The organism is Sphingomonas sp. 67-41 (assembly GCF_001899725.1).
GTDB lineage: Bacteria > Pseudomonadota > Alphaproteobacteria > Sphingomonadales > Sphingomonadaceae > Sphingomonas > Sphingomonas leidyi.
Map to the genome: position 1 here is coordinate 762,150 of NZ_MKWJ01000022.1, position 24,963 is coordinate 787,112.

Consider the following 24,963-nt stretch of genomic DNA (forward strand, 5'->3'; position numbering starts at 1 on the left):
TCGCCCCGGCGCCGACCTGGGCCGCCGCTATTTCGTCAGCGGAAATTGTCCGCATAGGCCTGGAGCTTCAGCTTGCGCTCGGGCGCGGCGACCACATGGAAGGCAAGGCCTTCGCGCTCGGCATAGGCGGTGGCGGCTTCCAGCGTCGGGAAGCTCATGCGCAGCTGCGTGGCGGTGGCGTCGCCGCCGGCCCAGCCGGTGAGGGGATCGGCCTGTTGCTGGCGGACCGGCTCGAACTCGAGGATCCAGATCGTCGTGCGCGCACGACCCGACTGCATGGCGTTCTTGGGCTTCTGGTAGATGCGGGCGATCTTGGTCATGGCCACACCCCTTAGCGCGGGCCGGCGGCCCTTGCATCTGCCTTTTTCGTGCGCAACGTGGCGGAGGCGGCGGCGGGATCCTCGGGCCAGGGATGCCGTGGGTAGCGCCCGCGCATCTCCTTGGCCACGGCCGCCCAGCTGCCCTTCCAGAAGCCGGGCAAGTCGCGCGTCGTCTGGATCGGCCGGCCTGCGGGCGACGTGAGGCTGAGCACGAGCGGCGTGCCGTCGCCCAGTGTCGGATGGCTGTCGAGGCCGTAGAGCGCCTGGACCCGTACCTCGACCGTCGGGCCGCCCTCGGCCGCATAGTCGATCGCATAGGTCGAACCCTCGGGCGTTTCGAAGCGTGCCGGGGCAAGCCGGTCGAGCGCCTTCTGGCCGTTCCAGCCGAGCAGGTTGTTCAGCGCGGTGGTGAGCCCCTCGACCGTGTCGAGCCGGCGCTTGCCGGCGAGCAGGCCGGGCAGCCAGGTGTCGAGATCGGCAAGCAGGCGCGCGTCGGAGAGCGAATCGTTCCCGGCATAGGCGGCGCGGGTGCGCAGCGCCCGGGCGGTATCGGACCAGGGCAGCAGCGCAAGGCCGTGCTCGCGCACGCCTTCGAGCAGCGCCTTCTCGATCTCGGCGGTATCGGCGGCCGTGTCGGGCCCGCTGGACAGGCGGATCGCGCCGAGCCGGCGTTCGCGAAGCGCCTCGATCCGACCGGTGGCGGGGTCGAAGCGCACGCTGCGCCGGGTTTCGATGCGATCGGCGAACAGCGCTTCCACTTCGGCCGGATCGATCGGCGCGGCGGAAAGGATGCGGGCGCCCGCGGCCATGCCCTGCGTCTCGGCGACCGCCAGCCATTCGGTGCGGGCGAGCGAGGATGCCGGGTCGAGCCTGAATCCGCGCCCGCCGGCCGAGGCCCAGGTCTCGCCGCCGGCGTCCCGGCGCCTGGCGATGCGATCGGGGAAGGCGAGCGCGACGCAGGCGGCGGGGTCGCCGGCGCCGTCATCGCCGACCAGCCTCGCCCAGCGCTGCGCCAGCCGCCGGCCATTCTCCGCGCGCGGGCCGCGTTCGCTTCGCCAGCGGCGGAGGCGAAGGTCGAGGTCCGGATCATTGCCCCCCAGCCCGCGCTCGCCGAGCAGCACCGCGATTTCGGCGGCGGTGCGCGCCATGCCGCGCTCGGCGGCGCGAACCAGCATATGGCCGAGCCGGGGCGGCAGCGGCAGCCCGGCGATCGCCTTGCCATGCGCCGTCGGGCGACCGTCCTCGTCGAGCGCTTCCAGCGTCCCCAGCCGCTTGCGCGCTTCGGACACCGCGGCTTCGGGCGGCGGATCGAGCCAGTTGAGGTCGCGCGGATCGCGCACGCCCCAGAGCGCGCAGTCGAGCACCAGCGCCGAGAGATCGGCTTCCAATATCTCGGGCGGATCGAAGCGCGGCAGGCCCGCGGTCGCCGCTTCCTTCCACAGCCGATAGGCGGTGCCCGGGCCCTGGCGCGCGGCGCGGCCGGCCCGCTGGGTGACGGCGGCCTGGCTGGCACGCTCCGTGACCAGCCGGGTCATGCCGGCGGCGCGATCATAGCGCGGCCGCCGGGCAAGGCCCGAATCGACCACCACGCGGATGCCGTCGAGGGTGAGCGAAGTCTCGGCGATCGAGGTGGCCAGCACGATCTTGCGCCGGCCTTCGGGGTCCGGCGCGATCGCGGCGCGCTGGGCGCCGGGCTCGAGCGAACCGTGCAGCTTGTGGACCACGGCGCCGGGCACGTCGCCGATCCGATCCGCCGTTCGCTCGATCTCGGCGACGCCGGGCAGGAAGGCGAGTACGCCGCCATCGGTTTCGCGCAGCGCCGTGCGGATCGCGGCCGACACCGATTCCTCGATCCGTGCATCGGCGGCGCGGCCCAGGTGGCGCAGTTCCAGCGGCCAGCTGCGGCCCTCGCTCTCCACCACGGGCGCATCGCCCATCAGGCTCGAGAAACGCGCGCCGTCGAGCGTCGCCGACATCGCGACCAGTCGCAGGTCCGGCCGCAGCGCCGCCTGCGCATCGAGCGCCAGTGCCAGCCCGAAATCGCTGTCGAGGCTGCGCTCATGCACTTCGTCGAACAATATGGCGGAAACGCCCGCCAGCTCGGGGTCGGCCTGGATGCGATTGACGAAGATGCCTTCCGTCACCACGGTCACGCGCGTTGCCGCCGAACGCCTGCTGTCCATCCGCGTGGCATAGCCGAAGGTGTGGCCGACGCTCTCGCCCGCCAGCGCCGCCATCCGCTCGCCCGCTGCGCGCGCGGCCAGCCTGCGCGGGGAGAGCAGCAGCACCTCGCCGGTGCACCAGCCCTCGCCGAGCAGCGTCGGCGCCACCGCCGTCGTCTTGCCCGCGCCCGGCGGGGCGACCAGCACGGCGTTGCTGCCCGCGCGCAGGGCGCCGAGCAGGGCCGGCAGGACGGAATGGATCGGCAATGTCTCACGCATCACGCGCAACCAATTCCCCGAAGGCGGGTTTGGCGCAAGCGAAGCGTGAGGAGCGAAGACATGGCGAGGACCCTGGCACAGTTCAGCATCACCCCCGACAGCGACGGCGACTATACGCTGCACCTGGAGGACGACGACGGCGAAACGCTGGAGTTCACCGCCAGCTTCGAGCAGCTCGACCTGATCGTGGAAGCGATCGAGGACGTGATCGAAGGCGACGAGGAAGACGCGCTTGCCGGCGATGACGACGACGATGCGGAGCCCGAGGACGATTGAGCCTCAATAGGCCCGGGCGACCGCGAACTCCACTGCCTCGATCATCGCATCCCTGGCCGCGCCCGCCGCGAACCCGCCCAGCGCGTCGATCGCGCGCTGGCCGTAGTGCCGGGCGCGGGCCAGCGTGTCGTCGACCGAGCGGCTCGCCTGGACCAGCCGGATCGCCTCGGCGAAATCCTCGTCCGACGTGCGATGGCCGGCGATCGCGTCCTTCCAGAAGGCGCGGGCCGCCGCGTCGCCGCGGGCATAGGCGAGGATGACCGGCAGGGTCATCTTGCCTTCGCGGAAATCGTCGCCCGCGTCCTTGCCCATGGTGCCCGCGTCCGAGACATAGTCGATCGCGTCGTCCACCAGCTGGAAGGCGATGCCGAGATTGCGGCCATAGGCGTCGAGCGCCGCTTCCTCGGCTTCCGAACGCTCGGCCACCACCGCGGCGATCTTGCAGGCGGCGGCGAACAGGGCGGCGGTCTTGGCACCGATGATGTCGAGATAGCGTTCCTCGGCCAGGTCGATCCGGCGCACGGCGGTGAGCTGGTTGACTTCGCCCTCGGCGATCACGGCCGAGGCGTTGCTGAGGATCTTGAGCACCTTGAGGCTGCCGTCCTCGACCATCAGCTCGAACGAGCGCGAGAAGAGGAAGTCGCCGACCAGCACGCTCGCCGGATTGCCCCAGATGATGTTGGCGGTGCGGCGGCCGCGGCGCAGGTCGGAACCGTCGACCACGTCGTCGTGGAGCAGCGTCGCGGTGTGGATGAACTCCACCGCGGCGGCGAGCCGGTGGTGCCGCGTGCCCGAATAGCCGAGCAGCCTGGCGCTCGCCAGCGTGAGCATCGGGCGCATCCGCTTGCCGCCGCCGGCGATCAGATGGCCGGCGAGCTCCGGGATCAGCGGAATCTCGGACTGCATGCGATCGAGGATCACTGCGTTGACGAGGTTCATGTCCGGGGCGACCAGCGCCATCATCGGATCGAGCGAAGGGGCGGGGCCGCCGCCGAGGCGATGGATCGTGGCGCTCATGGGCAAAGCCTCTGGCGGGTGCGGCGGGCAAAGGCAAGGCTTGCGTGACCTTACGGCTATGCGCAAAAGGCCGGCCATGGCCGACGAGACTCTCAATCGCTATCGCCAGAGCATCGACAATATCGATGCCGCGCTCGTGTTCCTGCTCGCCGAGCGCTTCAAGGTGACGCAGGCGGTGGGGCGCTACAAGGCGGAGTCCGGCCTGCCGCCGGCCGATCCGGGCCGCGAGGATCGCCAGATCGCCCGGCTGCGCGAACTGGCCAAGACCGCGGACCTCGATCCGGAATTCTCGGAGAAGTTCCTGCGCTTCATCATCGACGAGGTGATCCGCCACCACGAGCAGCTGCGGGACGAGAAATGAGGCGGGCCGCCGCCCTGCTGCTGCCGGCGCTGGTGCTGGCGGGATGCGGCGGCAACGAGGCGCGGAAGCCCGCCGCTGCGCCCACGCCGACGCCCAGCACGCGCCCGGAACCTGTGGTGGATCCCGCCGCACGCCTTGCCGCCGCGGTGAAGGCGGCCTGGCCCGACGGCGTGAAGCAGGGGCCGGTCACCTTCGACGACAGCAAGCTGGTCGACACCGGCTTCGGCCCGGTGCTGGTCAGCCACGGCCATGTCCGCGATGCCGCGCATGCCGATGCCGGCACGATCGCCGTCCATTATCTCGATGCCGACGGCGCGGGCTTCACGCTGCGCAAGAGCTTCCCCAAGGCGGCCGAGAGCGGCAGCTTCGGCGACCTTGCCGAATGGTCGGTCAGCGACAAGTTCCTCGACCGGCCGGTGATCCAGGTCGAGGGCGGCGGCACCTGGCAGGGCTATACCTGCAGCGTCACCACCCTGGTCGAGCTGCGCCCCGAAGGACCGGCGGAGATCGCGTCCTTCCCGTCGCTCTATGACGATGGCGGCGCGGTGGAGGACAAGCCCCAGTCGATCCGGGGCAGGATCGCCGATATCCGCAAGGGCCAGGGCTTCACCGTGAAGTTCGAGGGAACCCGATCCTTCATCGAGCGATACGTCTGGCGTGGCGGCAAGTACGAGCGCGAAGGCGGGGAAAGCCGGATACCGACCTGTTGAGGGGACGAACGTGGTGGCGGACGATGATTTCCTGATCTTCCGCCCCGACGATGTCGACCTGACCCGCTCGCCCTTGCGGCGCGGCGTGGGCGAGGCGACGCATGTGCTCGGTGCCTTCAACCCCGGCTTCGCGCGGCTGCCCGGGGGCAATATCCTGCTGATGGTCCGCGTGGCCGAGGCGCTGCGCGATCCCGTGGACGGGGACCATGCCCGGGCGATCCGCTGGACGCCGGACGGCTATGTCCTCGATCGCCATCCGCTCGCCGGCATCGACATGGACGATCCGCGCCAGTTCGCCTTGAAGGGCCGCAGCCCGCGCCTGCTCGGCCTCACTTCGCTCTCCTGGCTGCTTCCCGTCGAGCTGAGCCCAGACGCCGCCCGGGTCGTGAAGGTCCATTACGACAAGGCGATCCAGCCTTCCGCGAGCTTCCTGGACTATGGGGTGGAGGACGCCCGGATCAGCCTGGTCGGCGGCCGCTGGTGGATGACCGTGTGCGGCGTCTCCGCCGAGCGTCACTGCACCGCGATGTACCATTCGGTGAACGGGCTCGACTACAAGCTGCTCGGCGTGGTGCTCGACCACCAGAACAAGGACATGGTCCTGTTCGAGGGCAAGCCGGGCGGGAAGTACATGGCGCTCACCCGCCCGCTCGGCGAAGTCTATTTCGCCTATCCCGAGGACAGCCCCTGGCTGGGCGGCCCGTCGATCAACCTGGCCCAGTCGCCCGACGGGCTGCACTGGAAGCCGCTCGACACGCCCGGCATCCGTGCGCGCAAGGGCACCAGCGCCACCCAGCGGATCGGCGGCGGCAGCCAGCCGGTGCTCACGCCGGCAGGCTGGATGTTGATCTATCACGGCGTCGAGAAGCGCGGCGCGGTCGGCGTCTATCGCAGCTTCTGGGCGCTGCTCGACCGGGACGATCCCTCGCGGATCCTGCGGCTGGAAGACGAGACGCCGCTGCTCGAGGCGAATCCGGCGCTCACCGATCCGATCGCCCACCAGCGCTATCTGCCCAGCCCGGTGGTGTTCACCACCGGCATCGCCGATGCCGGCGACCATTATGTCGTGGCCAGCGGCGAGGCCGATCTCGCCTGCCGCATCACCCGCATCGCAAAGGAGCGCTTCCGTTGAGCGAATGGTGGAAATCGGCCGTCATCTATCAGGTCTATCCGCGTTCCTTCCAGGATTCGAACGGCGACGGGATCGGCGACCTGAAGGGCATCGAGCGCCGGCTCGACGACCTGCAGGCGCTCGGCATCGATGCGATCTGGATCTCGCCGATCTTCCCCTCGCCGATGGCCGATTTCGGCTATGACGTCGCCGATTATCGCGACGTCGATCCGCGTTTCGGCACGCTCGACGATTTCGACGCGCTGCTGGCGGCGGCCCATGAACGCGGCATCCGCGTGCTGCTCGACCTGGTGCCCAACCACAGCTCCAGCGCGCATCCCTGGTTCGAGGAGAGCCGCGCCTCCCGCGACAATCCGAAGCGCGACTGGTACATCTGGCGCGATCCCGGGCCCGGCGGCGCGCCGCCCAACAACTGGATCAGCGATTTCGGCGGCCCGGCCTGGGAATGGGACGCGGCGACCGGCCAATATTACTACCACGCCTTCCTGAAGGAGCAGCCGGACCTCAACTGGCGCAACCCGGCGGTGCGCGCGGCGATGATGGAAGTGCTGCGCTTCTGGTTCGCGCGCGGGATCGACGGGTTCCGGATCGACGTGCTGTGGCACATGGTCAAGCACGCCGACCTGCCCGACAATCCGGTGAACGCCGCATGGCGGCCGGGCGAGCCCGACTATACCCGGGTCCACCAGCTCCATTCCGCCGATCAGCCCGAAGTGCATGACATCGCCGCCGAGATGCGTGCGATCGCGGACGAATATGGCGCCCGCGTGCTGATCGGCGAGATCTACCTGCCGGTGCCCAGGCTCATGGGCTATTACGGAACCGCGGAACGGCCGGGCGTGCACCTGCCCTTCAATTTCCAGCTGATCGGCGCGGAATGGAATGCGCGCGGCCTGGCGGCGATCATCGATGCCTATGAAGGCGCGCTGCCGGCGGGCGGATGGCCCAATTGGGTGCTGGGCAATCACGATCGCCCGCGCATCGCCACCCGGGTGGGCCCGGCGCAGGCGCGCGTCGCGATGATGCTGCTCCTCACGCTGCGCGGCACGCCGACGCTCTATTATGGCGACGAGATCGGCATGGAGGACGTGGCGATCCCGCCCGACCTGATCCGGGACCCGCGCGAACTGAACGATCCCGGCATCGGCCTGGGCCGCGATCCGGTGCGCACGCCCATGGCCTGGGACGATTCGCCGAACGCCGGGTTCAGCGCCGCCGCGCCCTGGCTGCCGCTCCACCCCGACTGGCGCGTGCGCAACGTCGCCGCGCAGCGCAGCGATCCGGCATCGATGTGGCGGCTGACCCGGAAGCTGCTGGCCCTGCGCCATGCCCATCCCGCGCTGGCGCTCGGCGACTATCGTCCCGTGGAGGCGAAGGGCGATCTGCTCGCCTGGGAACGCCGGCTCGGGCACGACCGGCTGCTGGTGGTGCTCAATCTCGGCGACCGGCCCCAGGGCTTCGCCATTCCCGAATGGGCGGAGGGGTTCGCCGTGCTCGCAGCGGCGCGCGGGGGCACGGATCCCGCGCTGCTTTCCCCCAATGAAGGCTATGTGCTGGGATGAAGGTCGCGATGCTCGCCCCGATCGCCTGGCGCACCCCGCCGCGGCATTATGGGCCATGGGAGCTGGTGACGAGCCTGCTCACCGAGGCGCTGGTGGCACGCGGGATCGACGTGACGCTCTTCGCCACGCGGGATTCGATCACCGCCGCCAGGCTCGATGGCGTGGTGCCCGCCGGTTACGAGGAGGATCCCGGGATCGATGCGAAGATATGGGAATATGCCCATCTCGCGCATCTGTTCGAACGGGCGGACCGGTTCGACCTGATCCACAACCAGGCCGATTTCCCGGCCCATGCCTTTTCCCGACTGGTCGCCACGCCGATGGTGACGACGATCCACGGCTTCTCCAGCCCGCGCATCCTGCCGATGTACAAGCCGTTCGAGGATCGGGTGCACTATGTCGCGATCAGCGAAGCCGACCGGCATCCGGCGCTCCGCTATGCCGCGACGATCCATCACGGCATCCGCCTGGACGAGTTCCCGTTCGAGGCGGATGGCGGCGAGGACCTGCTGTTCTTCGGCCGCATGCATCCCGACAAGGGCGCGGCCGAGGCGATCCATGTGGCGCGCGCCACCGGGCGGCGGCTCAACCTCTACGGCATCATCCAGGACCAGGGCTATTTCGACCGCGAGGTGGCGCCCTTTCTCGACGGGCATATCGTCTATCACGGGCCGGTCGGCGGGCCGGAGCGGCTGCGCGCGCTGGGCAAGGCCCAGGTGCTGCTCCACCTGATCAATTTCGACGAACCCTTCGGCCTGTCGGTGGTCGAGGCCATGGCCTGCGGCACCCCGGTGATCGCGATCGATCGCGGGAGCATGGCCGAGCTGATCGTCGACGGCGAAACCGGCGTGCTGGTCGATTCGGTGGGCGCCGCCATCACCGCGCTCGGGCAAGTGGAGGCGATCAACCGCGCCGCCTGCCGCGCGCGGGTGGCGGCGCATTTCTCGGTTGAGGCGATGGCGGATCGCTACATCGAACTGTACCGGCGGATATTGGGCCAATAGCCGTCGCCCGGCGCCCGGGCCTGCCCAGTGGGTCAAGTGCGCCCGTCGTCCGCGCGAAGGCGGGGAGGGCGGTTGAAGGAACTTGAGTCCCTGCCCTAAGCGAACGCCGGCTGATACGCGTAGAGCCCCGGCGTGCCTCCGGTCATCACGAACAGCAGGTCGCCGGTGAGGCGCCCCTCGGCCAGCCCCGCCAGCGCGCCCGCGAACGCCTTGCCGCTATAGACCGGGTCGATCAGCAACCCTTCCGTCCGCGCCATCAGCCGGACGGCGGCCAGCATCGCCTCGGTCGGGATGCCATAGGCCTCGCCGCGCTGGGAGCCGTCGATCCGGATATCCTCGGCGTTCAGCATGGGGCGCGCCAGCAGGCTGCGCGTCGCGTTGGCCAGCGCCAGCGTGCCCCGCTCGGCTTCCGCCGGCTCGGCGAGCACGGTGAAGGAAAGCACGCGCCGCGGATCGTCCATTCCCGCCGCGAGCCCGGCATGCGTGCCATGGCTGCCATTGGCGACGATGATCGTCCCGAACGAAAGCCCCAGCGCGACTTCCTGCGCCCGGATCTCCTCTGCGCAGGAGGCATAGCCGAGCGCACCGACCGGCGAGGACCCGCCCGCGCCGACGACATAGGCCTTGCGCCCCTCGGCCCGCAGCGCCGCCTCCCGGGCATGCGCCGCCGCCAGCGCATCGGCGCCGCGCGGCAGGTGATGCACCCTCGCGCCGAACAGGCCGTCGAGCAGCTGGTTGCCGTTGTGGCGATAGCTGTCGTCCTCGCGCGGCACGGTGTCCGTCAGCATTAGCTCGGCGGCGAGGCCCATCCGCGCCGCCGCCGCCGCGCTCAGCCGCGCATGGTTGGATTGCCGCGCGCCGGTGGTGACGAAGGTGTCGCAGCCCTGGTCGATCGCCGCGCCGAGCAGGAATTCGAGCTTGCGCAGCTTGTTGCCGCCGCCGCCCAGGCCCATCAGGTCGTCGCGCTTCACGAACAGGCGCACGCCCCGCAGCCCCAGCGCCGCCTCGATCCGTTCCAGCCGCTGGATGGGAGTCGGCGCGTCGAACAGGGGGATGCGGGGGAAGGCGTCGAGGTTCATCGAAGATACCACCAGGGAATTGGGTTGAGCTTTCATACGCGTCATCGTCATTCCCGCGAAGGCCGTGATCCAGAGCAATTCGGGATGGGGAAGCAACCGGGCGCATGGTTGCCGGAGATGACAAGGCGCGTGCCGCGGTCCTTGCTCGCGGCCGCCCGCCTTCGCTGGCATGACGGAAGCTACAGCGCCGGCTTGCAGCCGCGCGTCTGATAGACGCCGCGCAGGAAGCCGCGGCGCGCGAAGCCGGCGTCGACCGCGGAATTGAGCTCGCGCTGCGCCGATGCCGCGCCGCTGACTTCGCGGACGATGCCGCGGAACGGCACGATCAGCCCGGCCACGGTGTCGCCCGTGACCTTGACCTTGCGGCTCTTCTTGCGATCGACCCCGCCGACGAAATCGGGGCCCAGCGCTTCGCCGAGCTCGTCGAACGCGGCTGCGATGCGCGTGCATTTGGACAGGCCGGACAGGCTGTAGGGCGCGGCGGCGGCGCGCTGGAGCACCGGTGGGATCTTGGTCTTGACCACGCCGACATCCTTGGCGGGCTGCTCGGCGATCTCGCCGGCGCGATCGCCCGTCGATTGCTGCTTGTCCTGGGCGAAGGCGGGGCCGGCGGCGAGCGCCGCCACGGCCAGGCCGATCCAAAGGCTCGATCGCATGCATTTCCTCCTGTTGGCCGCCCCGTCGAACCGTTCGACGCGCGTATCGATCACAGGTTCCACCAGAGAAGGGCGACGAGCAGTGCGATGCCGACGATCGCCACCAGGCAGCCGGCCATTCCATAGCGCTTCGCAATGAGCCGAGCCGTCGCCTCCAGGCATTCCTGGATCACGGTCTCGATCAGGAAGCTCATTCCGCCGCCAACAGGCTCTCGGCCCCGCCGAGATCGACCGAGACCAGCCGGCTCACGCCGCGTTCCACCATGGTGACGCCGAACAGCCGATGCATGCGGCTCATGGTCGCGGCATTATGGGTGACGATGAGATAGCGCGTCGCGGTCTCCTCGGTCATTTTCTCGAGCAGGTCGCAGAAGCGATCGATATTGGCATCGTCGAGCGGCGCGTCGACTTCGTCGAGCACGCAGATCGGCGCGGGATTGGTGAGGAACAGGGCGAAGATCAGCGCGACGGCGGTCAGCGCCTGCTCGCCGCCCGAAAGCAGCGTGAGCGACTGGAGCTTCTTGCCCGGGGGCTGCGCCATGATCTCCAGGCCGGCTTCGAGCGGATCGTCCGAATCGATCAGCTCCAGATGCGCCTGGCCGCCGTTGAACAGCGTGGTGAACAGCCGGCGGAAATGCTGGTCGACCGCTTCGAAGGCCGAAAGCAGCCGCTGGCGCCCCTCGCGGTTGAGCGTGCCGATCGAACCGCGCAGGCGGTGCACAGCCTGGGCCAGCTCGTCGCGCTCGGCGGCGTTGGTGGTGAAGGCGGCTTCCAGTTCGGCCAGCTCGGTCTCGGCGACCAGGTTGACCGGGCCGATCCGCTCGCGTTCGGCATTCAGGCGCTCGTGCGCGGCCGATTCGTCCTCGGGCGTGCGCACCATGGCTTCGTCGAACCCGGCCTTCTGGGGCAGCAGCGGCGGCGGGCATTCGAAGCGTTCGCCGGAGATGCGGCCCATCTCGATGCGGCGCGCCTCCTGATTCTCGGCGCGTGCCGCGGCGCCGGCGCGTTCCTCGCGCGCTTGGGCGAGGATCTCGTTGGCGCCGCGCACCGCGCCTTCGGTCTCGCGCACCGCCAGTTCCGCCTCGCGCTCGGCGGCCTGGGCTGCGGCGCTTTCGATGCGCGCCTTTCCGGCCGCGGCCTCGGCCTCGGCGAGCTGGGCGTCGAGCTGGGCGGGCCGTCCGTCAAGCGCCGCGCTCTCCTCGGCGAGCTGGGCGGCCCGCTTGTCCATTTCGGCGGCACGCCGCGCGGCCTCGCCCGCACGCGATTTCCAGCCCTTGGCTTCGGCACCGGCGGCGGCGTGGCGTTCGCGCGCGCTGCCGATCTCGCGCTCCAGCGTGCCGCGCTCGGCGCGGGCCGAAGCGGCGGCGGCGCGCTTGCCCTCGGCGTCGGCGGAGAGCGCGGCGACGCGGGCGCGTGTCTCGGTGCCGTCGGGCAGGGCGGCCTTGGCGGCCTCGGCACGGGTCAGCTCGGCCGCCGCTTCGTCCTGTTCGGCGGCGATGCGGCGGATGCGGGCGTCGAGATCGGCGCGTTGCGAATCGAGCCGTTCGAGTTGGGCGGTGGCGCGGTCCTCGGCCCGGCCGGCCTCGCGCCCGGCATTTTCCGCATGGTCGAGCACGCGGCGGCAGTCGGCGGCGGCGCGGCGCGCCTCGGCGATATTCTCCTCGATCCGGCGCAGCTCGGCATCGGCGCCCTCGACTGCGCGCACCGCCGCCGGCCGCGCCCGTTCGATGGCGGCGAGCCGGTTGACCCGCACCAGCCGCTCGGCCGCCGCCGCCCCGCCGGACCTGGCGACATAGCCGTCCCAGCGGCGCAGGATGCCGCCCAGCGTCACCAGCCGCTGGCCGACCGCGAGCGGCTGGCCGTCATCCGCTTCCGCCACCAGCACCTGGGCGAGGCGGCGCGACAGCCCGGCCGGCGCCTGGACGTGCGCGCCCAGCGGCGCCGTGCCCGGCGGCGCGGCCGGATCGCCGGGCTGCGGCGCGGCACCGGCCCAATAGCGCTCGGCTCCGGTATCGAGCCCGGCCTCGAGATCGTCCCCCAGCGCCGCGGCGAGCGCGCGCTCATAGCCGGCGTCGACCTTCAGCTTGTCGAGCAGCCGGTCCTTGTCCGAAGGCCGGGTCGCCTTGGCCAGCGCGGCCGCTTCGCTGTCGAGCTGGGCGAGCTCCGCATGGGCAGTGGCGCGCGCCGCCTGGGCATGGTTGCGCGCCTCGATCGCGGCGCGTTCCTCGGCATCGGCGCGGGCCAGGCCGGTGCGTGCGCCTTCGGCCTGGCGGAGCGCCTGTGCCCGGGCCTCGGCGGCGCGGGCCTTCTCCGCCTGCAGCGGCTCGGGGTCGGGCAGCGCCCGCAGCTCGGCGTCGATCCGCGCCCGATCGCGTTCGGCGCGTTCCGCCCGGGTGCGTGCCGCCGCCAGCGCGGCCTCGGCGACGCGAGCCTCGGCGGCTTCGCTCGCCTGCGCGGCGAGCGCCTGGGCCAGTGCCACCTCGGCATCGCGCGCGGCCCGTTCCGCCTCGGCCAGCGCGGCATCGAGATTGGGCATGCGCGCGGTCGTCTCGGCGATGCGCGTGTCGAGCGCCTTCCCCTCTTCCTCCAGCCGGGCCAGCGCCTCGGCCGCATCGCGGGCGAGCGCGCCTTCGCGGCCGCGATCCTCGTCCAGCCGGCGCACCGAATCCTGCACCTCGGCAATCCGCCGTTCGACCGCGGCCCTGTCCGCACGCAGCGTCGCGAGACCGTGCATGGCCTCGCTCGCCCGGTCGCGCAGCGCCAGCGCCTCGGCGCGCAGCGTGGCGAGCTTCTCGGCCGCCGCCTGCTGCACCGCCACCGCCGAATCATGCGCCCCGGTCCGCTCGGCGACCAGCGCCTCGGCCGCCGCCGCTTCCCGCTTGGCCGCATCCGCCGCCGCCGCCGCATCGCGCCAGCGCGCGAAGATCATCCGCGCCTCGGCGACGCGGATCCGGTCGGAAAGCTCGCGATAGCGCTCGGCCTGGCGCGCCTGGCGCTTGAGCTGGGCGGCGCGGGTCTCCTGATCGCCGATCACTTCGTCGAGCCGGGCGAGATTGGCCTCGGTCGCGCGCAGGCGCTGCTCGGCATCCTTGCGGCGGACGTGCAGGCCGGCGATGCCCGCCGCCTCTTCCAGCATCGCGCGGCGCTCGCCGGGCTTGGCCTGGATGATCGCGCCGATCCGGCCCTGGCTGACCAGCGCGGGCGAATGCGCGCCCGTCGCCGAATCGGCGAAGAGCAGGGCGACGTCCTTGGCGCGGACGTCGCGGCCGTTGATCCGATAGGCGGAACCGGCGCCGCGCTCGATGCGGCGGACGACTTCCATCTCGTCGTCCTCGCCTACCTGGTCGGCGAGGATCGAGACTTCGGCGAAGTCGCGCGACGGGCGAGTCGCGGTGCCGGCGAAGATCACGTCCTCCATGCCGGCGCCGCGCATCGACTTGGCGCTGGTCTCGCCCATCACCCAGCGCAGCGCTTCGAGCAGGTTCGACTTGCCGCAGCCATTGGGGCCGACGATCCCCGTCAGCCCCGGCTCGATGCGGAGGTCAGCCGGGTCGACGAAGCTCTTGAAGCCCGTCAGCCGCAGCCGCTTGATCTGCACGCTCGCCTACCCCCGCAGCGTCATGGGGATCAGCGCGCCCCGGCCGCCTTGAGCAGCGGCTCGAGCTGTTCCCACGAGCCGGCATCGACCTTCTTGCCGTTGATGAAGAAGCTCGGCGTGCCGTTCACGCCGTGCACGGTGGCGGCATCGGCGTTCACCTTGGCGATCTCGTCGATCTTCTTCTGGTCGCCCAGGCACTGGCGCGCCTTGGCCTCGGGCACGCCGCGCTGCTTCATGAAGTCGATCATGCCGAGCTGCTCGGCAAAGCCCACCGCGGCCTGGGGCGGCGGCAGCTGCTGGAGCTGCTGGGCGAGCTGCGGGTTGTTCTTCACCAGCTGTTCGGTGCGGGTGAGGAAGCTCTCCTGATTCTCGAAGAACTGGTCGAGCATGCTGAAGAAGCTCTCGTCGGGCACGCACTGGTTGAGCAGCGCGGCGGCGAGGTCGGGCGCGCCGTGGATCAGGAAGTCGCGGAACTCCCAGCTGACCTTGCCGGTCGAGATGTAGTTCTTGCGCAGCGGCTCGGGCGCGGTGCGGCCGAACAGCCCGCAATAGGGGCAGTTGCGCGAGCCATATTCGACCAGCTTGATCGGCGCGTTGGGGTTGCCCTGGATATAGCCGCCGTCCTTGGTCTTGCCGATCGTGTCGACCCAGGCCTTGCCGGCGGGTGCGGTGACGGCGGCGATCGGCGTCGAGGAAGTCACCGGTGCCGAGCTGTTGCCCGTGCCACCGCCGCCGCAGGAAGCGAGCGCGAACAGCGCGGGGATCAGGGCCAGGGCCAATTTGATACGCATAGGTCTGCTTTCTCCAGAAATCGCGATGTCAGGCGCCGTTCGCCCACAGCTCGGGCAGCAATCGTTCCCAGCTATAGGCACTTACCTTGCGCCCGTTGACGATGAAAGTGGGCGTGGCCCGCACCTGGTGGACATTCACCGCGTCGGCATTGGTCTTGGCGATGCGTTCGATCCGCTTGGGATCGGCGAGGCACTGGCGGGCCCTGGCTTCGGGCAGGCCCTGGGTCTTCATGAAGGCGATCAGGCCCAGCGCCTCGGCGAGGCGCGTCGCCATCTGGGGCGGCGGCAGCTTCTGCCAGGCCGCCACCTGCTGGGGCTGGCTCTTGAGCAGCGCGGCCAGCTTGTCCTCGAACTGGCGCTGATTGGCGTAGATCGCATCGAGCACCGGAAAGAAGCGCGCGGGCGCGACGCACTGGTTGAGCAGCGCCATGGCGAGGTCGGGCGCGCCATGGATCAGGAAGTCGCGATATTCGTAGCTGACCTTGCCGCTCGCGATGAAGTCACGGCGCAGCGGCGGCACGCCCTCGGCGGCGAATCGCCCGCAGGTGGGGCAGCCGCGCGAGCCATATTCGACCAGCTTCACCGGCGCATCGGGATTGCCCTGGCGAAAGCCGCCCTGCGGGGTGATGGCGACGGTGGCGACCCAGTCCGGCGCCGCGGCCGGCTTTGCCGCGGGTTTCCGGGCCTGCTGCGCCGATGCGCCGCCCGCCAGCGCCAGCGCCAGCGCGCCGGCGACCAGGTACCGGTTCCGCATCAGTCGATCCGGCCGATCTTGGGGCGGTCGTCGCTCGCCGCCACGCCCGCGGCCAGCGCCTCGAGCACGGCCTTCAGCTCGGGATCGCCGATGCCCCGCAGGCTCTCGCCCATCGCTTCGCTGAGCGGCTTGAGGCTGGGCGGCGGCGCCGCCTTTTCGGGCCGCTTCACTTCGCCATGGCGAATCGCGAGCCGGGCCACCGCCGCATAGCCGAAGAAGCGGTTCACCCGCTCGACGATCTCGGGCGCGATGTGCTGCATCGTCGGGGCATGCGCACCCGCGACGACGAGGTGGAGCACGCCCTGTTCGCGCTTGCCCTGGGGGAAGCGGATCGATTCGGGCATCGAGACGCGCGCATAGCGCTCGCCGACGATCTCCACCCAGCGGCTGACGATCGAATGCTGGACGAAGCCGAACTTGCGGAAGGTCGCGCGGCCGACATCGGGGAGCAGCTCGGATACCGGGCGGGCGCGGAGCGCGCGCTGCGGCGCGGGGGCCGGCTGGCGGGTGGTGGCGCGAGGGGGCTTCGTCATTTCCGCCAACCCATGCCATAGGGGCATGTGCCCGACAACGCCCCTCGCGCAATCGCCTCCGCGCTGCTCCACTGGTACGACCGCAACGCCCGCGACCTGCCCTGGCGCGCGCGGCCCGGCGCCAATGCACCCGATCCCTATCGCGTCTGGCTCTCGGAAGTGATGCTCCAGCAGACCCAGGTCGCCAGCGTCATCCCCTATTTTGACAAATTCACCACGCGCTGGCCGAGCGTCGCGGCGCTGGCGGCGGCCGAGGATGCCGATCTGATGGCCGCCTGGGCCGGGCTCGGCTATTATGCGCGCGCCCGCAATCTGCTCGCCTGCGCCCGCGAAGTGGCGCGGCGGGGCGGCTTTCCCGACAGCGAATCGGGCCTGCGCGAACTGCCCGGCGTGGGCGGCTACACCGCTGCGGCGATCGCGGCGATCGCGTTCGGCCGGCGCGCGGTGGTGGTCGACGCCAATGTCGAGCGCGTCGTGGCGCGGCTGTTCGCGGTGGAGGAGGCGCTGCCCGGCGCCAGGGGCAGGATCTACGCCCTCACCGATTCGATCACTCCCGATCTGCGCTCGGGCGATTTCGCCCAGGCGATGATGGACCTGGGCAGCGGGACCTGCACCGCGCGCGCTCCGCGCTGCCTGCTCTGTCCGCTGCGCGAGGATTGCGCCGGATTCGCGGGCGGCGCGCCCGAACGTTTCCCGGTCAAGGCCGCCAAGCCCGCCAAGCCCCGCCGACACGGCACGATGTTCTGGCTCGAGCGGGAGGGGCAGGTGCTGCTCGTCCGCCGTCCGGACAAGGGGCTGCTCGGCGGCATGCGCGCCTTGCCCACCGGGCCCTGGGTCGATTCGCCGCCGGGGCTGGCCGGCGCGCCGGCCCCGGCCGAATGGCACATGCTCGACGAGCAGGTCGGCCATGGCTTCACCCATTTCAACCTCGACGTCGGACTTGCGGCTGCAACGATCCCGTCGCATGCAGGCGCCGCCGTCGCCGGCGAATGGTGGCCGATCGCCGATCTGGAATCGGCCGGATTGCCCACCGTCTTCGCCAAGGCGGCACGGACATTCAGGAGGCGGCTATGCGCGGATTGATCGGTTTCGGCTTTGGCTTGGCAGTGCTGGCGTCGCCGGCCTTGGCGCAGACCGCGCCCAAGCCGCCCGCCGCGCCGGATGTCGCGGCCGAGACTGCGCTCGCCAAGCGCTATGTCGCCGAAGGCAAGGTGCCCGGCATCGTCATCCTCGCCGGCCGTCCGGACGGCTCCGTCACCGTGGTCAGCGAAGGCCGCGTCGCCGACGAGGCCACCGCACATAAGGCGGATCGCGACAGCCTGTGGCGGGTCTATTCGATGACCAAGCCGATCACCGGCATCGCCGCGATGATCCTGATCGAGGAAGGCAAGCTCAAGCTGGACCAGCCGATCGGCGACTTCATCCCGGCGTTCAAGACCATGAAGGTGCTGGTCGATCCGGCCAAGGACCTGACCACCCGCCCGGCGACCAGGCCGATCACGGTGCGCAACCTGCTCACCCACACCGCGGGCCTGGGCTACAACATCATCACCAAGGGGCCCTTGCTCGACGAGTACAACAGGCTCGGCATCAACCCGGCCCAGGTGAACGAGCAGATGGAAGTCCAGATGGCGGCGCTCCGCCCGGGCAGCCTCGAGGAGTTCGCCAACCGCACCGCCTCGCTGCCGCTGATCGCCGAGCCCGGCGCCAAGTGGAGCTATTCGATCAGCCTCGACATCCTCGGCCGGGTGATCGAGGTCGCCAGCGGCATGCCGTTCGACCAGTTTGTCAACACGCGCATCTTCAAGCCGCTCAAGATGGAGCAGAGCTATTGGACCGTGCCGGCGGACAAGGTCGGCAATTTCGCCAGCAACTATGTCTTCATGGGCACCACCCGCGTGCCCGCCGACCCGGCCGCCAGCTCGATCTATCTGAAGAAGCCCGAATTCCCCTATGGCGGCGCCGGCCTGGTCATGTCCGCGCGCGACTATGACCGGTTCCTCCACATGCTGCTGAACCGCGGCGAGCTGGACGGCGTCCGCATCCTCAAGCCCGAGACGGTGGCCGTCGCGATGTCGAACCTGCTTCCGGCGGGCGCCGACACGTCGATCCTCAACGAGACCGCAAAGGACACCGGCGCCCAGATGGGCTTCGGCGCCGGCGGCTCGGTCTATCTCGGCGACGTCCCGGGTGGCCCGGGCAAGGGCACGTTCGGCTGGGGCGGTGCCGCCGGCACGATCGCCTGGGTCGATCCCGTCCACAAGGTGCGCGGCGTGGGGATGATCAACCTGTTCGGCGACACGCCGCTGAAGCGCGAAGTCTCCAAGGCGATCTACGCCGACATCGCCAAGTGACGCGCGCGCCCGGCTTCACCGGCGGCACGCTCGATCGTGCCGACCGGGTTCGCCATGAGCCGGAATTGCTCGCCGCCGCGCTGGCGGATCCGCGCGCGCGCCTGCTGGTGCTGGATTCGCTCGATCCGGTGCTCGACGCGGACGGCCGGCTGACCTGGACCGGCTTGGCGGAGGCGCAGGGCGAGCTGCTGTTCCTCGGCCATGACCAGGGCGTGCCCCGCTTCGTCTCGGCGCTGCCCGACGGCATGCCGGTGCCGCTGGGCCGCTCGCCGGCGATGTTCGCGCTGCTCGATCGCTTCGCCGCGCCCGATGCCGCGAACTATGCATCGGCGCGCGGACTCGTCTTCTGGCATGGTCGCAACCGCTTCTGCGCCAATTGCGGCGCGCCCACCCGCATCACCCATGCCGGGTGGGCGCGGCACTGCCCCGAGTGCGGCGCCGAGCATTTCCCGCGCGTCGAGCCGGTGGTGATCATGCTTGCCGAGCAGGGCGACCGCGCGCTGCTCGGCCGCCAGCCGAGCTGGCCGCCGGGCCGCTATTCGGCGCTGGCCGGCTTCCTGGAAGTGGGCGAGGCGATCGAGGAGGCGGTGCGCCGCGAGACGTTCGAGGAAGCCGGAATCCGGCTGGGCGCAGTCCGCTATGTCGCCAGCCAGCCCTGGCCCTTCCCGGCATCGCTGATGGTCGCCTGTATCGGCGAGGCGCTGAACGACGATATCCGCGTCGATGCCAACGAGCTGGAGGACGCACGCTGGTTCACGCGGGAGGAGGTTTGCCAGGCGCTCGCCCGCGATCCCGCCGCGCCCTTCCTGGGCCCGCCGCCCTATGCGATCGCCCATACGCTGCTGACGGCCTGGGTGGAGGGCGGGGGCTAGGCCCCGTCCTACTCCTCCTCCACCGGCCGCGTCGCCCAGCTCGCATGCAGGGTCGGCACGGTGAGGTAGAGCACGAACAGCATATAGGTGAAGTTGGCGAGCTGCGCGATCAGCACCTCGCGGCTCCAATGGTCGAGCAGCGTCAGGCCGAGCATCAGCCAGATGCCGAGGAACGTCGCGAAGCTCACCGTCGCGAAGCCGGCGAGGAAGGCGCGCTGGCGTACCTGCCGGTCGAACTCGTCGACCAGCCTGGGGCCGCCCCAGGGCTTGATCGGCCCGAAGATCGGCAGGAAGGTGCCCAGCACGAACCCCGCCGAGATCAGGGCATAGCCCGGATAGGTCCCGCCGGGCTGCGCCAGCCCCCAGGCCCAGCCGCCCAGGGCCAGGGCAAGCGCGAGGATCGGTATCCAGCGCAGGTGGCGCCGGCGCACCTCGGCCCTGGCGAGCGCGGGGATGCCGGTGCGGTCGGCGGCGGCGTCGAGCCGGGAGAACAGGCGCTGGTTGAAACGGGACATGTCGGCCTCCGGGATCATTCGGCCGCGCGGCGCAGCGCCGACGCGACCGATTCGAAAGGAGTGAAGGAGAAGAGCAGCTCGACCGGCGCGTCGAACACCGCGGCGAGCTTCATGCCGAGCTCGAGGCTGGGGCTGTAATCGCCGCGCTCGAGATAGCCGATGGTCTGGGGGTTCACCCCCACGGCTTCGGCAAGCGCGCGCCGGCTCATACCGCGTTCGGCACGGAACAGGGCAATACGGTTGTGGATCTGCGGCAATTTGGCGACTCGGATGATGATATGTTGTCTATACACAACAAATCATCTCATGAGTCAAGCGCGCGCCATGGCGCCGCAAGACGCGTTCCGGTGGCGATCCAGTGGCCGTCGGTGTTCGCTAGGCGCGTTCGCGCGCCTGGGCATAGGTGCCGAGCAGGCGCATCCACTTGGTGTGGAACTTCAGCTCCTCCAGCGCGCGGGCGACCGGCGCCTCGTCGGGCCTGCCGACGATATCGGCATAGAATTCGGTCGCCGCGAAGCTGCCGCCGCGCTGGTAGCTTTCCAGCTTGGTCATGTTGACGCCGTTGGTCGCGAAGCCGCCCAGCGCCTTGTAGAGCGCGGCGGGGACGTTCTTCACCTCGAAGACGAAGGTGGTCATGAACGGGGCCCCCGCTTCCCCGGCCCCTTCGGCAGCCAGCGGCTCGCGGGCAAGGATGACGAAGCGCGTCATGTTGTGCTCGGCATCGGCGATGTCGGCACCCAGCGTCTGCAGGTCGTAGAGCGCGGCCGCGCCCGGAGGGGCCAGCGCGGCGACCGCCGGATCGCCGGCCTCCGCCACCATCGCGGCGGCACCGGCGGTGTCGGGATAGGCGAGCGGCTGGATGCCCTGGGCCTTCAGCCAGTGGCGGCACTGGCCGAGCGCCTGGGGATGGCTCATTGCCTGGCGCACGCCCTCGACCGGGCCCAGTCCCATCAGGGCATAGCGGATCGGCAGGAAATGCTCGCCGATGATCGACAGGCCCGATTCGGGCAGCAGGAAATGGATGTCGGCGACGCGGCCGTGCAGCGAATTCTCGATCGGGATCATCGCGCAGCCGGCGCGGCCCTCCTTCACTGCGTCGATCGCGTCCTCGAACGAGAAGCAGGGGAGCGGCAGCCCGTCGGGGAAGCATTCGCGCACCGCGATGTGCGAATTGGCGCCGGGCGCGCCCTGAAAGGCGACGGCCCGCACGGGGGTCTTGGCGGCTGCCTCGGTCATCTCCGCGACGAGCTTTCTCGCCGGGCTCGCGAAATTCTCCATAACGGCCGGGCGCTAGCCGCCGAACCTCGCACTCGCAAGCCCCGCTTGCTTTAGTTGCGGTGCCGGTTTTAAAGGAACGCAATTTTTCCGCAGGGGCATTTCATGGACAATCGCTTCAATACGATCGCGGGCTGGGCACTTGCGGGCGGCATTGCCGCGCTCGGGCTTTCGATCGCTGGGGGAATGCTGTTCCATGGCGAGCGCCCCGAGCATATGGGTTATGTGATCGAGGGCGTCGAGGAAGCCGGCGATAGCGGCGCGGCGGTGGTCGAGCCGATCGCGGTGCGCCTGGGCAAAGCCGATGCCGCCAAGGGCGAGGCCTCGTTCAAGAAGTGCATGGCCTGCCACACGATCAACCAGGGTGGCGCCAATGGCATCGGCCCGAATCTCTACGGCACGATGGGCGAGGGCATTGCCCAGGGCAAGGCGGGCTTCGCCTTCTCCGATGCGCTCAAGGCGGTGGGCGGCAGCTGGGACTTCGACAAGATGGACGCGTGGCTTTCCAATCCGCGCAAGTTCGCCTCGGGCACCAAGATGACCTTCGCAGGCATCGCGGACGGCCAGGAGCGCGCCAATGTGATCGCCTATCTCAACGCCCAGGGCTCGAACCTGCCGCTGCCGGCCGCTCCGGCCGCCGGCGCCGCCCCGGCCGAGGGCAATGCGACCGACGATCACGCCGCGGGCGGCAACATCTCGAACGAAGCGGCCCCGGCCCCGGCGGCGGGTGCGCCCGCCAAGGCGCCGGCGGAGAAGAAGGGCGCCTGAGCGCGCGCCACGAGGATCGAATGCACGGGCGTCGCGGATTATTCCGCGGCGCCTTTTTCTTTCCCGGCCGGATCGCGTGCGGGGTTTCGGCGCCGGTGCTGGACGCGTTCGGCCCGGCCCGGCTAGGGAAGGCGATGGCTTCGCACCTTGCGCCCGAACTCGCCATCCGCATGCGCCGCGCCGCGTTCAACCGGGCGCTGGCGGAGGCCGATCTCGCCGCGATCGGGCCGCTCCTCGCGCCCGACGTCGTGCTGGTGGCGGGCACCGATTCGGCAGTGATCGCGGGCCGCAAGGCACAGCTGCTCGCCTGGAAGCGGGAATTCGCCGCACCGGATCGCACGGTCTATGCCCGCACGCCGGAGGCGATCACGCTTTCCCCGGTGGCGCCGATCGCGTTCGAGCACGGGGACTGGCAGGGCGTGTCGTTGCGGAACGGCGCGGTCGAGGCGGCGGGCGCCTATACCGCCAAATGGCGTCGATCCGGCGAGGACTGGCTGATCGAGGCCGAGCTCTACCTCACGCTTGCCTGAATGGTGCGGTGCGGCAGATGTAACGCGCGGTAACCGGGTGCGAAGCATGGGTTTTCGTAAAAACCCTCTCCCGTTCCGCAGATTCCGCGTGACTTGCCGCGAACGCTTTCGGTACCGTTATGGTTATTGCGCCGTAAAGGCCGGAAGGATCGGGTCGTTTTGTTGCTTGCTCTCGCCCTGTCGGCGATAGTTCCAGGATCTCCTGAGGCACCGATCCCCGCGTCCGACACGCGTTTCGCGCCGGGCACCGAGGACTCGGCCGTCGCCCGTACCGTCGGCGGAATCGCGAGCTACACGCGCTGGCCCGAGCCGATGGCGACGCTGCGCATCTGCGTCTCCGGCGCGGCGCGCCATGCCGACCGGCTGAGCGAGGCCGCGCGCACGGCGGGGCGGCCGGCGACGGTGCGCCGCCTGGGCATCGGCGCGGCGCCGAACGGCTGCGACCTCCTCTATCTTGGGCCGATGCGGCCCGCCGAGAGCCTGGGCATGATCCGCGCGACGCATGGCCGCGCGATATTGTCGATCGCCGAATCGGATCCGGCGTGCCGCGGCGGCGCGATGTTCTGCCTCGCGGTGAGCGCCGCGTCGCTCAGCTTCCGGATCAACATCGATGCGATCTCGCGCAGCACCCTGCGCGTCGATCCGCGCGTGCAGCGCGTGGCAACCCTGGCGGGAGGGGGAAACTGATGGCGGGTCCTACGCAATTGCCGAGCGTGCGCCAGGTGCTCTCGAGGGTGCATTTCCGCGTCACTCTGGTCGCCGTGGCGATCGCCGGTCTCACGGTGATGCTCACCGGCTTCGCGGCGCTCGGCATCTACGCCCGGCAGAATCTCGAGCTGATCGCCCAGACGGCGAGCTACAGCGTCGCGCCGGCGCTGGTGTTCGAAGATCCCGACGCGGCCAGGCTCGCCATCGAGCCGCTGGCGGAGAGCCCGGGCGTGGCCGGGATCGCGGTATTCGGCCCGTCCGCGCGCCCCTTTGCCGCGCGTATCAAGTCGACCCCGGCCGCCGGTTCGTCGATCGGATGGGTGGCGAAGTCGCTGTTCTTTCCCCGGCCGGTCGCCGCGCCGGTCACGCAGGGCGGCCGGGTGATCGGGGAGGTTCGCGTCGAGGGGGATGCCGCGATCGTCGCCGGCTATATCCGTGCCGGGCTGCTCGGCGGCCTGGCCTGCCTCCTTCTCACTGCGATCGCGACGTCGCTGCTCGCGCGGCGGCTGCAGGAGGAGATCGCGGTGCCGCTCCAGGCCATGGCCGCCGTCGCGCATGCGGTGCGCGTGGGGCGCGCCTTCGATCGCCGTGCGCCCAGGGCGAGCATCCGCGAGATCGATACGCTGCGCGACGATTTCAACGCCCTGCTCGCCGAGCTGGAGGAATGGCATCATCGCATGCGCGACGAGAATGCCGCGCTCAGCCACCAGGCGACGCACGACCCGCTCACCGGGCTGCCCAACCGGGCATTGCTGGAACAGGAGCTTTCGGCCGTGCTGGAGCGCGCCCGGCGCGAGGGCACCAGCTTCGCGCTGCTCTATGCCGATGGCGACGGCTTCAAGGCGATCAACGACGAATATGGCCATGCGGCGGGAGACGCGGTGCTGGTCGCGATCGGGCGCCGGCTGCGCAAGGGCCTGCGGGCCAGCGACGTCGCGGCGCGGCTCGGCGGCGACGAGTTCGCCATCCTGCTCGCCGCGCCGAGCGGAGCCGAGGCCGTGGCGCGCGCCAGCGAGGGGATTGCGCTCCAGATGGCCGCGCCGATCGCGCTTCCCGGCGGCGAACAGGTCGTGGTGGGACTGACCCTGGGTGCCGCCGTCTATCCGCGCGACGGCGAGGACCTGGCCGCCCTGGTCCATCATGCGGACCTGGAGATGCTCACTGCCAAGCAGGGGCGGCCCCAACATCGAAAGGAAGGCAGGAAATGAAGTTCGCTGCGTATCGCCCCGCGCTCGCGCTGTTGGCCCTGTTGCTGGCCGGTTGCCAGGCGTCGATGCACCCCAAGCCGCTGTGGACCGCTCCCCAGCTCGAAGTGATGCGGGCCGCCGGCTTCGTGCAGACCGATCGCGGCTGGGAGCTCAGCGTCGCCGATCGGCTGCTCTTCGCTTCCGACGAGAGCCGCGTCGACGAGAAGCAGGCCGTGGCGATCGCGCGCATCGCGAGCAACCTGCAGGCGGTCGATATCCGCCACGCCACGATCGAGGGCCATGCCGACATCACCGGCACGCGCCGCCACAACCTGATCCTGTCGGGCCAGCGCGCCCGGGCCGTCGCCAGCGTGTTCGTCGGCGCGGGCTTCGATCGCGGCAACATCCGCACCGAGGGGCTGGGCGACCGCTATCCGATCGAGGACAATCGCACCGCCGAGGGGCGGCAGGAGAATCGCCGCGTGGTGATCCTCCTCAGCGCGCCCTGAGCGGGCGGAGC

The 24,963-nt window shown here is 70.4% G+C and carries 27 protein-coding genes; 14 read left to right on the forward strand and 13 right to left on the reverse strand.

Annotation, left to right across the window (positions count from 1 at the left end; translation table 11 throughout):
• Nucleotides 1-35 precede the first annotated feature (35 nt).
• Both BGP17_RS14655 and hrpB read right to left on the reverse strand, forming a co-directional pair.
• Nucleotides 36-320, reverse strand: coding sequence for an NADH dehydrogenase ubiquinone Fe-S protein 4 (locus BGP17_RS14655; protein ID WP_167299848.1), 285 nt, complete (start codon nucleotides 318-320; stop codon nucleotides 36-38).
• Between the two features lie 11 nt (nucleotides 321-331).
• Nucleotides 332-2,761, reverse strand: a complete 2,430-nt coding sequence (hrpB, locus tag BGP17_RS14660; protein WP_286712496.1) for an ATP-dependent helicase HrpB — start codon at nucleotides 2,759-2,761, stop codon at nucleotides 332-334.
• 60 nt (nucleotides 2,762-2,821) lie between these two features.
• Here hrpB and BGP17_RS14665 point away from each other — a divergent pair, with 60 nt between their 5' ends.
• On the forward strand, nucleotides 2,822-3,037 hold the full coding sequence (locus BGP17_RS14665) for a hypothetical protein (protein WP_167299846.1): 216 nt from the start codon (nucleotides 2,822-2,824) through the stop codon (nucleotides 3,035-3,037).
• A gap of 3 nt (nucleotides 3,038-3,040) precedes the next feature.
• On the opposite strand, the gene BGP17_RS14670 is transcribed toward BGP17_RS14665, so the two are convergent.
• Nucleotides 3,041-4,054, reverse strand: a complete 1,014-nt coding sequence (locus BGP17_RS14670) for a polyprenyl synthetase family protein (RefSeq protein WP_167299845.1) — start codon at nucleotides 4,052-4,054, stop codon at nucleotides 3,041-3,043.
• 76 nt (nucleotides 4,055-4,130) lie between these two features.
• On the opposite strand from BGP17_RS14670, the gene BGP17_RS14675 reads away from it, so the two are divergent.
• From BGP17_RS14675 to BGP17_RS14695, 5 genes are read left to right on the forward strand one after another with little or no spacing between them, the layout of a single operon-like run.
• Nucleotides 4,131-4,415 carry a chorismate mutase gene (locus BGP17_RS14675; protein WP_167299844.1) on the forward strand — a complete coding sequence of 95 codons (285 nt, stop codon included), beginning with the start codon at nucleotides 4,131-4,133 and terminating at the stop codon, nucleotides 4,413-4,415.
• The gene (locus tag BGP17_RS14680) at nucleotides 4,412-5,125 is read left to right on the forward strand and encodes a hypothetical protein (RefSeq protein ID WP_286712497.1); all 714 of its coding nucleotides are present in this window, start codon (nucleotides 4,412-4,414) and stop codon (nucleotides 5,123-5,125) included. Before BGP17_RS14675 ends, BGP17_RS14680 begins: the two co-directional genes overlap by 4 nt.
• A 10-nt stretch (nucleotides 5,126-5,135) precedes the next feature.
• A complete protein-coding gene (locus BGP17_RS14685) occupies nucleotides 5,136-6,257 on the forward strand; it encodes a glycoside hydrolase family 130 protein (RefSeq protein ID WP_167299842.1) in 1,122 nt (373 codons plus the stop codon).
• Entirely contained in the window at nucleotides 6,254-7,819 is a 1,566-nt protein-coding gene (locus tag BGP17_RS14690) for an alpha-amylase family glycosyl hydrolase (protein WP_286712498.1), read from the forward strand. The genes BGP17_RS14685 and BGP17_RS14690 overlap by 4 nt, the downstream gene beginning before the upstream one ends.
• Nucleotides 7,816-8,823, forward strand: a complete 1,008-nt coding sequence (locus BGP17_RS14695; RefSeq protein WP_286712499.1) for a glycosyltransferase family 4 protein — start codon at nucleotides 7,816-7,818, stop codon at nucleotides 8,821-8,823. Before BGP17_RS14690 ends, BGP17_RS14695 begins: the two co-directional genes overlap by 4 nt.
• A gap of 95 nt (nucleotides 8,824-8,918) precedes the next feature.
• Here the strand turns inward: BGP17_RS14695 and BGP17_RS14700 are convergent, their stop codons facing one another.
• From BGP17_RS14700 to BGP17_RS14730, 7 genes are all read right to left on the reverse strand, one after another.
• Nucleotides 8,919-9,947 carry a D-cysteine desulfhydrase family protein gene (locus BGP17_RS14700; RefSeq protein WP_286712500.1) on the reverse strand — a complete coding sequence of 343 codons (1,029 nt, stop codon included), beginning with the start codon at nucleotides 9,945-9,947 and terminating at the stop codon, nucleotides 8,919-8,921.
• 134 nt (nucleotides 9,948-10,081) lie between these two features.
• On the reverse strand, nucleotides 10,082-10,558 hold the full coding sequence (locus tag BGP17_RS14705; RefSeq protein WP_243857297.1) for a hypothetical protein: 477 nt from the start codon (nucleotides 10,556-10,558) through the stop codon (nucleotides 10,082-10,084).
• Nucleotides 10,559-10,608: 50 nt separating this feature from the next.
• A complete protein-coding gene (locus tag BGP17_RS14710; protein ID WP_286712501.1) occupies nucleotides 10,609-10,752 on the reverse strand; it encodes a hypothetical protein in 144 nt (47 codons plus the stop codon).
• Nucleotides 10,749-14,156, reverse strand: a complete 3,408-nt coding sequence (locus BGP17_RS14715) for a chromosome segregation SMC family protein (RefSeq protein ID WP_286712502.1) — start codon at nucleotides 14,154-14,156, stop codon at nucleotides 10,749-10,751. The genes BGP17_RS14710 and BGP17_RS14715 overlap by 4 nt, the downstream gene beginning before the upstream one ends.
• Before the next feature lie 29 nt (nucleotides 14,157-14,185).
• Complete coding sequence (locus tag BGP17_RS14720) at nucleotides 14,186-14,947, reverse strand: DsbA family protein (RefSeq protein WP_167299835.1); 762 nt, start codon at nucleotides 14,945-14,947, stop codon at nucleotides 14,186-14,188.
• Nucleotides 14,948-14,975: 28 nt separating this feature from the next.
• Entirely contained in the window at nucleotides 14,976-15,701 is a 726-nt protein-coding gene (locus BGP17_RS14725) for a DsbA family protein (RefSeq protein WP_286712503.1), read from the reverse strand.
• Nucleotides 15,701-16,234 (reverse strand): DUF721 domain-containing protein, encoded by a 534-nt coding sequence (locus BGP17_RS14730; RefSeq protein WP_167299833.1) that lies wholly within the window; start codon nucleotides 16,232-16,234, stop codon nucleotides 15,701-15,703. Before BGP17_RS14730 ends, BGP17_RS14725 begins: the two co-directional genes overlap by 1 nt.
• Before the next feature lie 27 nt (nucleotides 16,235-16,261).
• Here BGP17_RS14730 and BGP17_RS14735 point away from each other — a divergent pair, with 27 nt between their 5' ends.
• Genes BGP17_RS14735 through nudC form a run of 3 tightly spaced genes read left to right on the forward strand, consistent with a single transcriptional unit; the run spans nucleotide 16,262 to nucleotide 19,460 of the window.
• Nucleotides 16,262-17,317, forward strand: a complete 1,056-nt coding sequence (locus BGP17_RS14735) for an A/G-specific adenine glycosylase (RefSeq protein WP_286712504.1) — start codon at nucleotides 16,262-16,264, stop codon at nucleotides 17,315-17,317.
• Complete coding sequence (locus BGP17_RS14740) at nucleotides 17,305-18,588, forward strand: serine hydrolase domain-containing protein (protein ID WP_286712505.1); 1,284 nt, start codon at nucleotides 17,305-17,307, stop codon at nucleotides 18,586-18,588. The genes BGP17_RS14735 and BGP17_RS14740 overlap by 13 nt, the downstream gene beginning before the upstream one ends.
• Nucleotides 18,585-19,460 carry an NAD(+) diphosphatase gene (nudC, locus tag BGP17_RS14745; RefSeq protein WP_286712506.1) on the forward strand — a complete coding sequence of 292 codons (876 nt, stop codon included), beginning with the start codon at nucleotides 18,585-18,587 and terminating at the stop codon, nucleotides 19,458-19,460. The genes BGP17_RS14740 and nudC overlap by 4 nt, the downstream gene beginning before the upstream one ends.
• Nucleotides 19,461-19,468: 8 nt before the next feature.
• Here nudC and BGP17_RS14750 read toward each other — a convergent pair whose 3' ends face one another.
• The 3 genes from BGP17_RS14750 to BGP17_RS14760 all read right to left on the reverse strand — a co-directional run bounded on the left by BGP17_RS14750 (nucleotide 19,469) and on the right by BGP17_RS14760 (nucleotide 21,253).
• A complete protein-coding gene (locus BGP17_RS14750) occupies nucleotides 19,469-19,975 on the reverse strand; it encodes a hypothetical protein (protein WP_167299829.1) in 507 nt (168 codons plus the stop codon).
• Nucleotides 19,976-19,989: 14 nt separating this feature from the next.
• On the reverse strand, nucleotides 19,990-20,232 hold the full coding sequence (locus BGP17_RS14755; RefSeq protein WP_256924005.1) for a helix-turn-helix transcriptional regulator: 243 nt from the start codon (nucleotides 20,230-20,232) through the stop codon (nucleotides 19,990-19,992).
• 118 nt (nucleotides 20,233-20,350) lie between these two features.
• On the reverse strand, nucleotides 20,351-21,253 hold the full coding sequence (locus tag BGP17_RS14760) for a prephenate dehydratase (protein WP_286712507.1): 903 nt from the start codon (nucleotides 21,251-21,253) through the stop codon (nucleotides 20,351-20,353).
• A gap of 102 nt (nucleotides 21,254-21,355) precedes the next feature.
• Here BGP17_RS14760 and BGP17_RS14765 point away from each other — a divergent pair, with 102 nt between their 5' ends.
• From BGP17_RS14765 to yfiB, 5 genes are all read left to right on the forward strand, one after another.
• Nucleotides 21,356-22,018: a c-type cytochrome gene (locus BGP17_RS14765; protein ID WP_167299827.1), complete on the forward strand. Its 663-nt coding sequence runs from the start codon at nucleotides 21,356-21,358 to the stop codon at nucleotides 22,016-22,018.
• A gap of 134 nt (nucleotides 22,019-22,152) precedes the next feature.
• The gene (locus BGP17_RS14770) at nucleotides 22,153-22,548 is read left to right on the forward strand and encodes a nuclear transport factor 2 family protein (protein WP_286712508.1); all 396 of its coding nucleotides are present in this window, start codon (nucleotides 22,153-22,155) and stop codon (nucleotides 22,546-22,548) included.
• Between the two features lie 162 nt (nucleotides 22,549-22,710).
• Nucleotides 22,711-23,235: a regulatory sequestration protein YfiR gene (gene yfiR, locus BGP17_RS14775; protein WP_286712509.1), complete on the forward strand. Its 525-nt coding sequence runs from the start codon at nucleotides 22,711-22,713 to the stop codon at nucleotides 23,233-23,235.
• Complete coding sequence (dgcN, locus tag BGP17_RS14780) at nucleotides 23,235-24,464, forward strand: diguanylate cyclase DgcN/YfiN (protein WP_167299824.1); 1,230 nt, start codon at nucleotides 23,235-23,237, stop codon at nucleotides 24,462-24,464. The genes yfiR and dgcN overlap by 1 nt, the downstream gene beginning before the upstream one ends.
• Nucleotides 24,461-24,952, forward strand: a complete 492-nt coding sequence (gene yfiB / locus BGP17_RS14785) for an outer membrane lipoprotein YfiB (protein WP_286712510.1) — start codon at nucleotides 24,461-24,463, stop codon at nucleotides 24,950-24,952. Before dgcN ends, yfiB begins: the two co-directional genes overlap by 4 nt.
• Nucleotides 24,953-24,963: the final 11 nt, after the last annotated feature.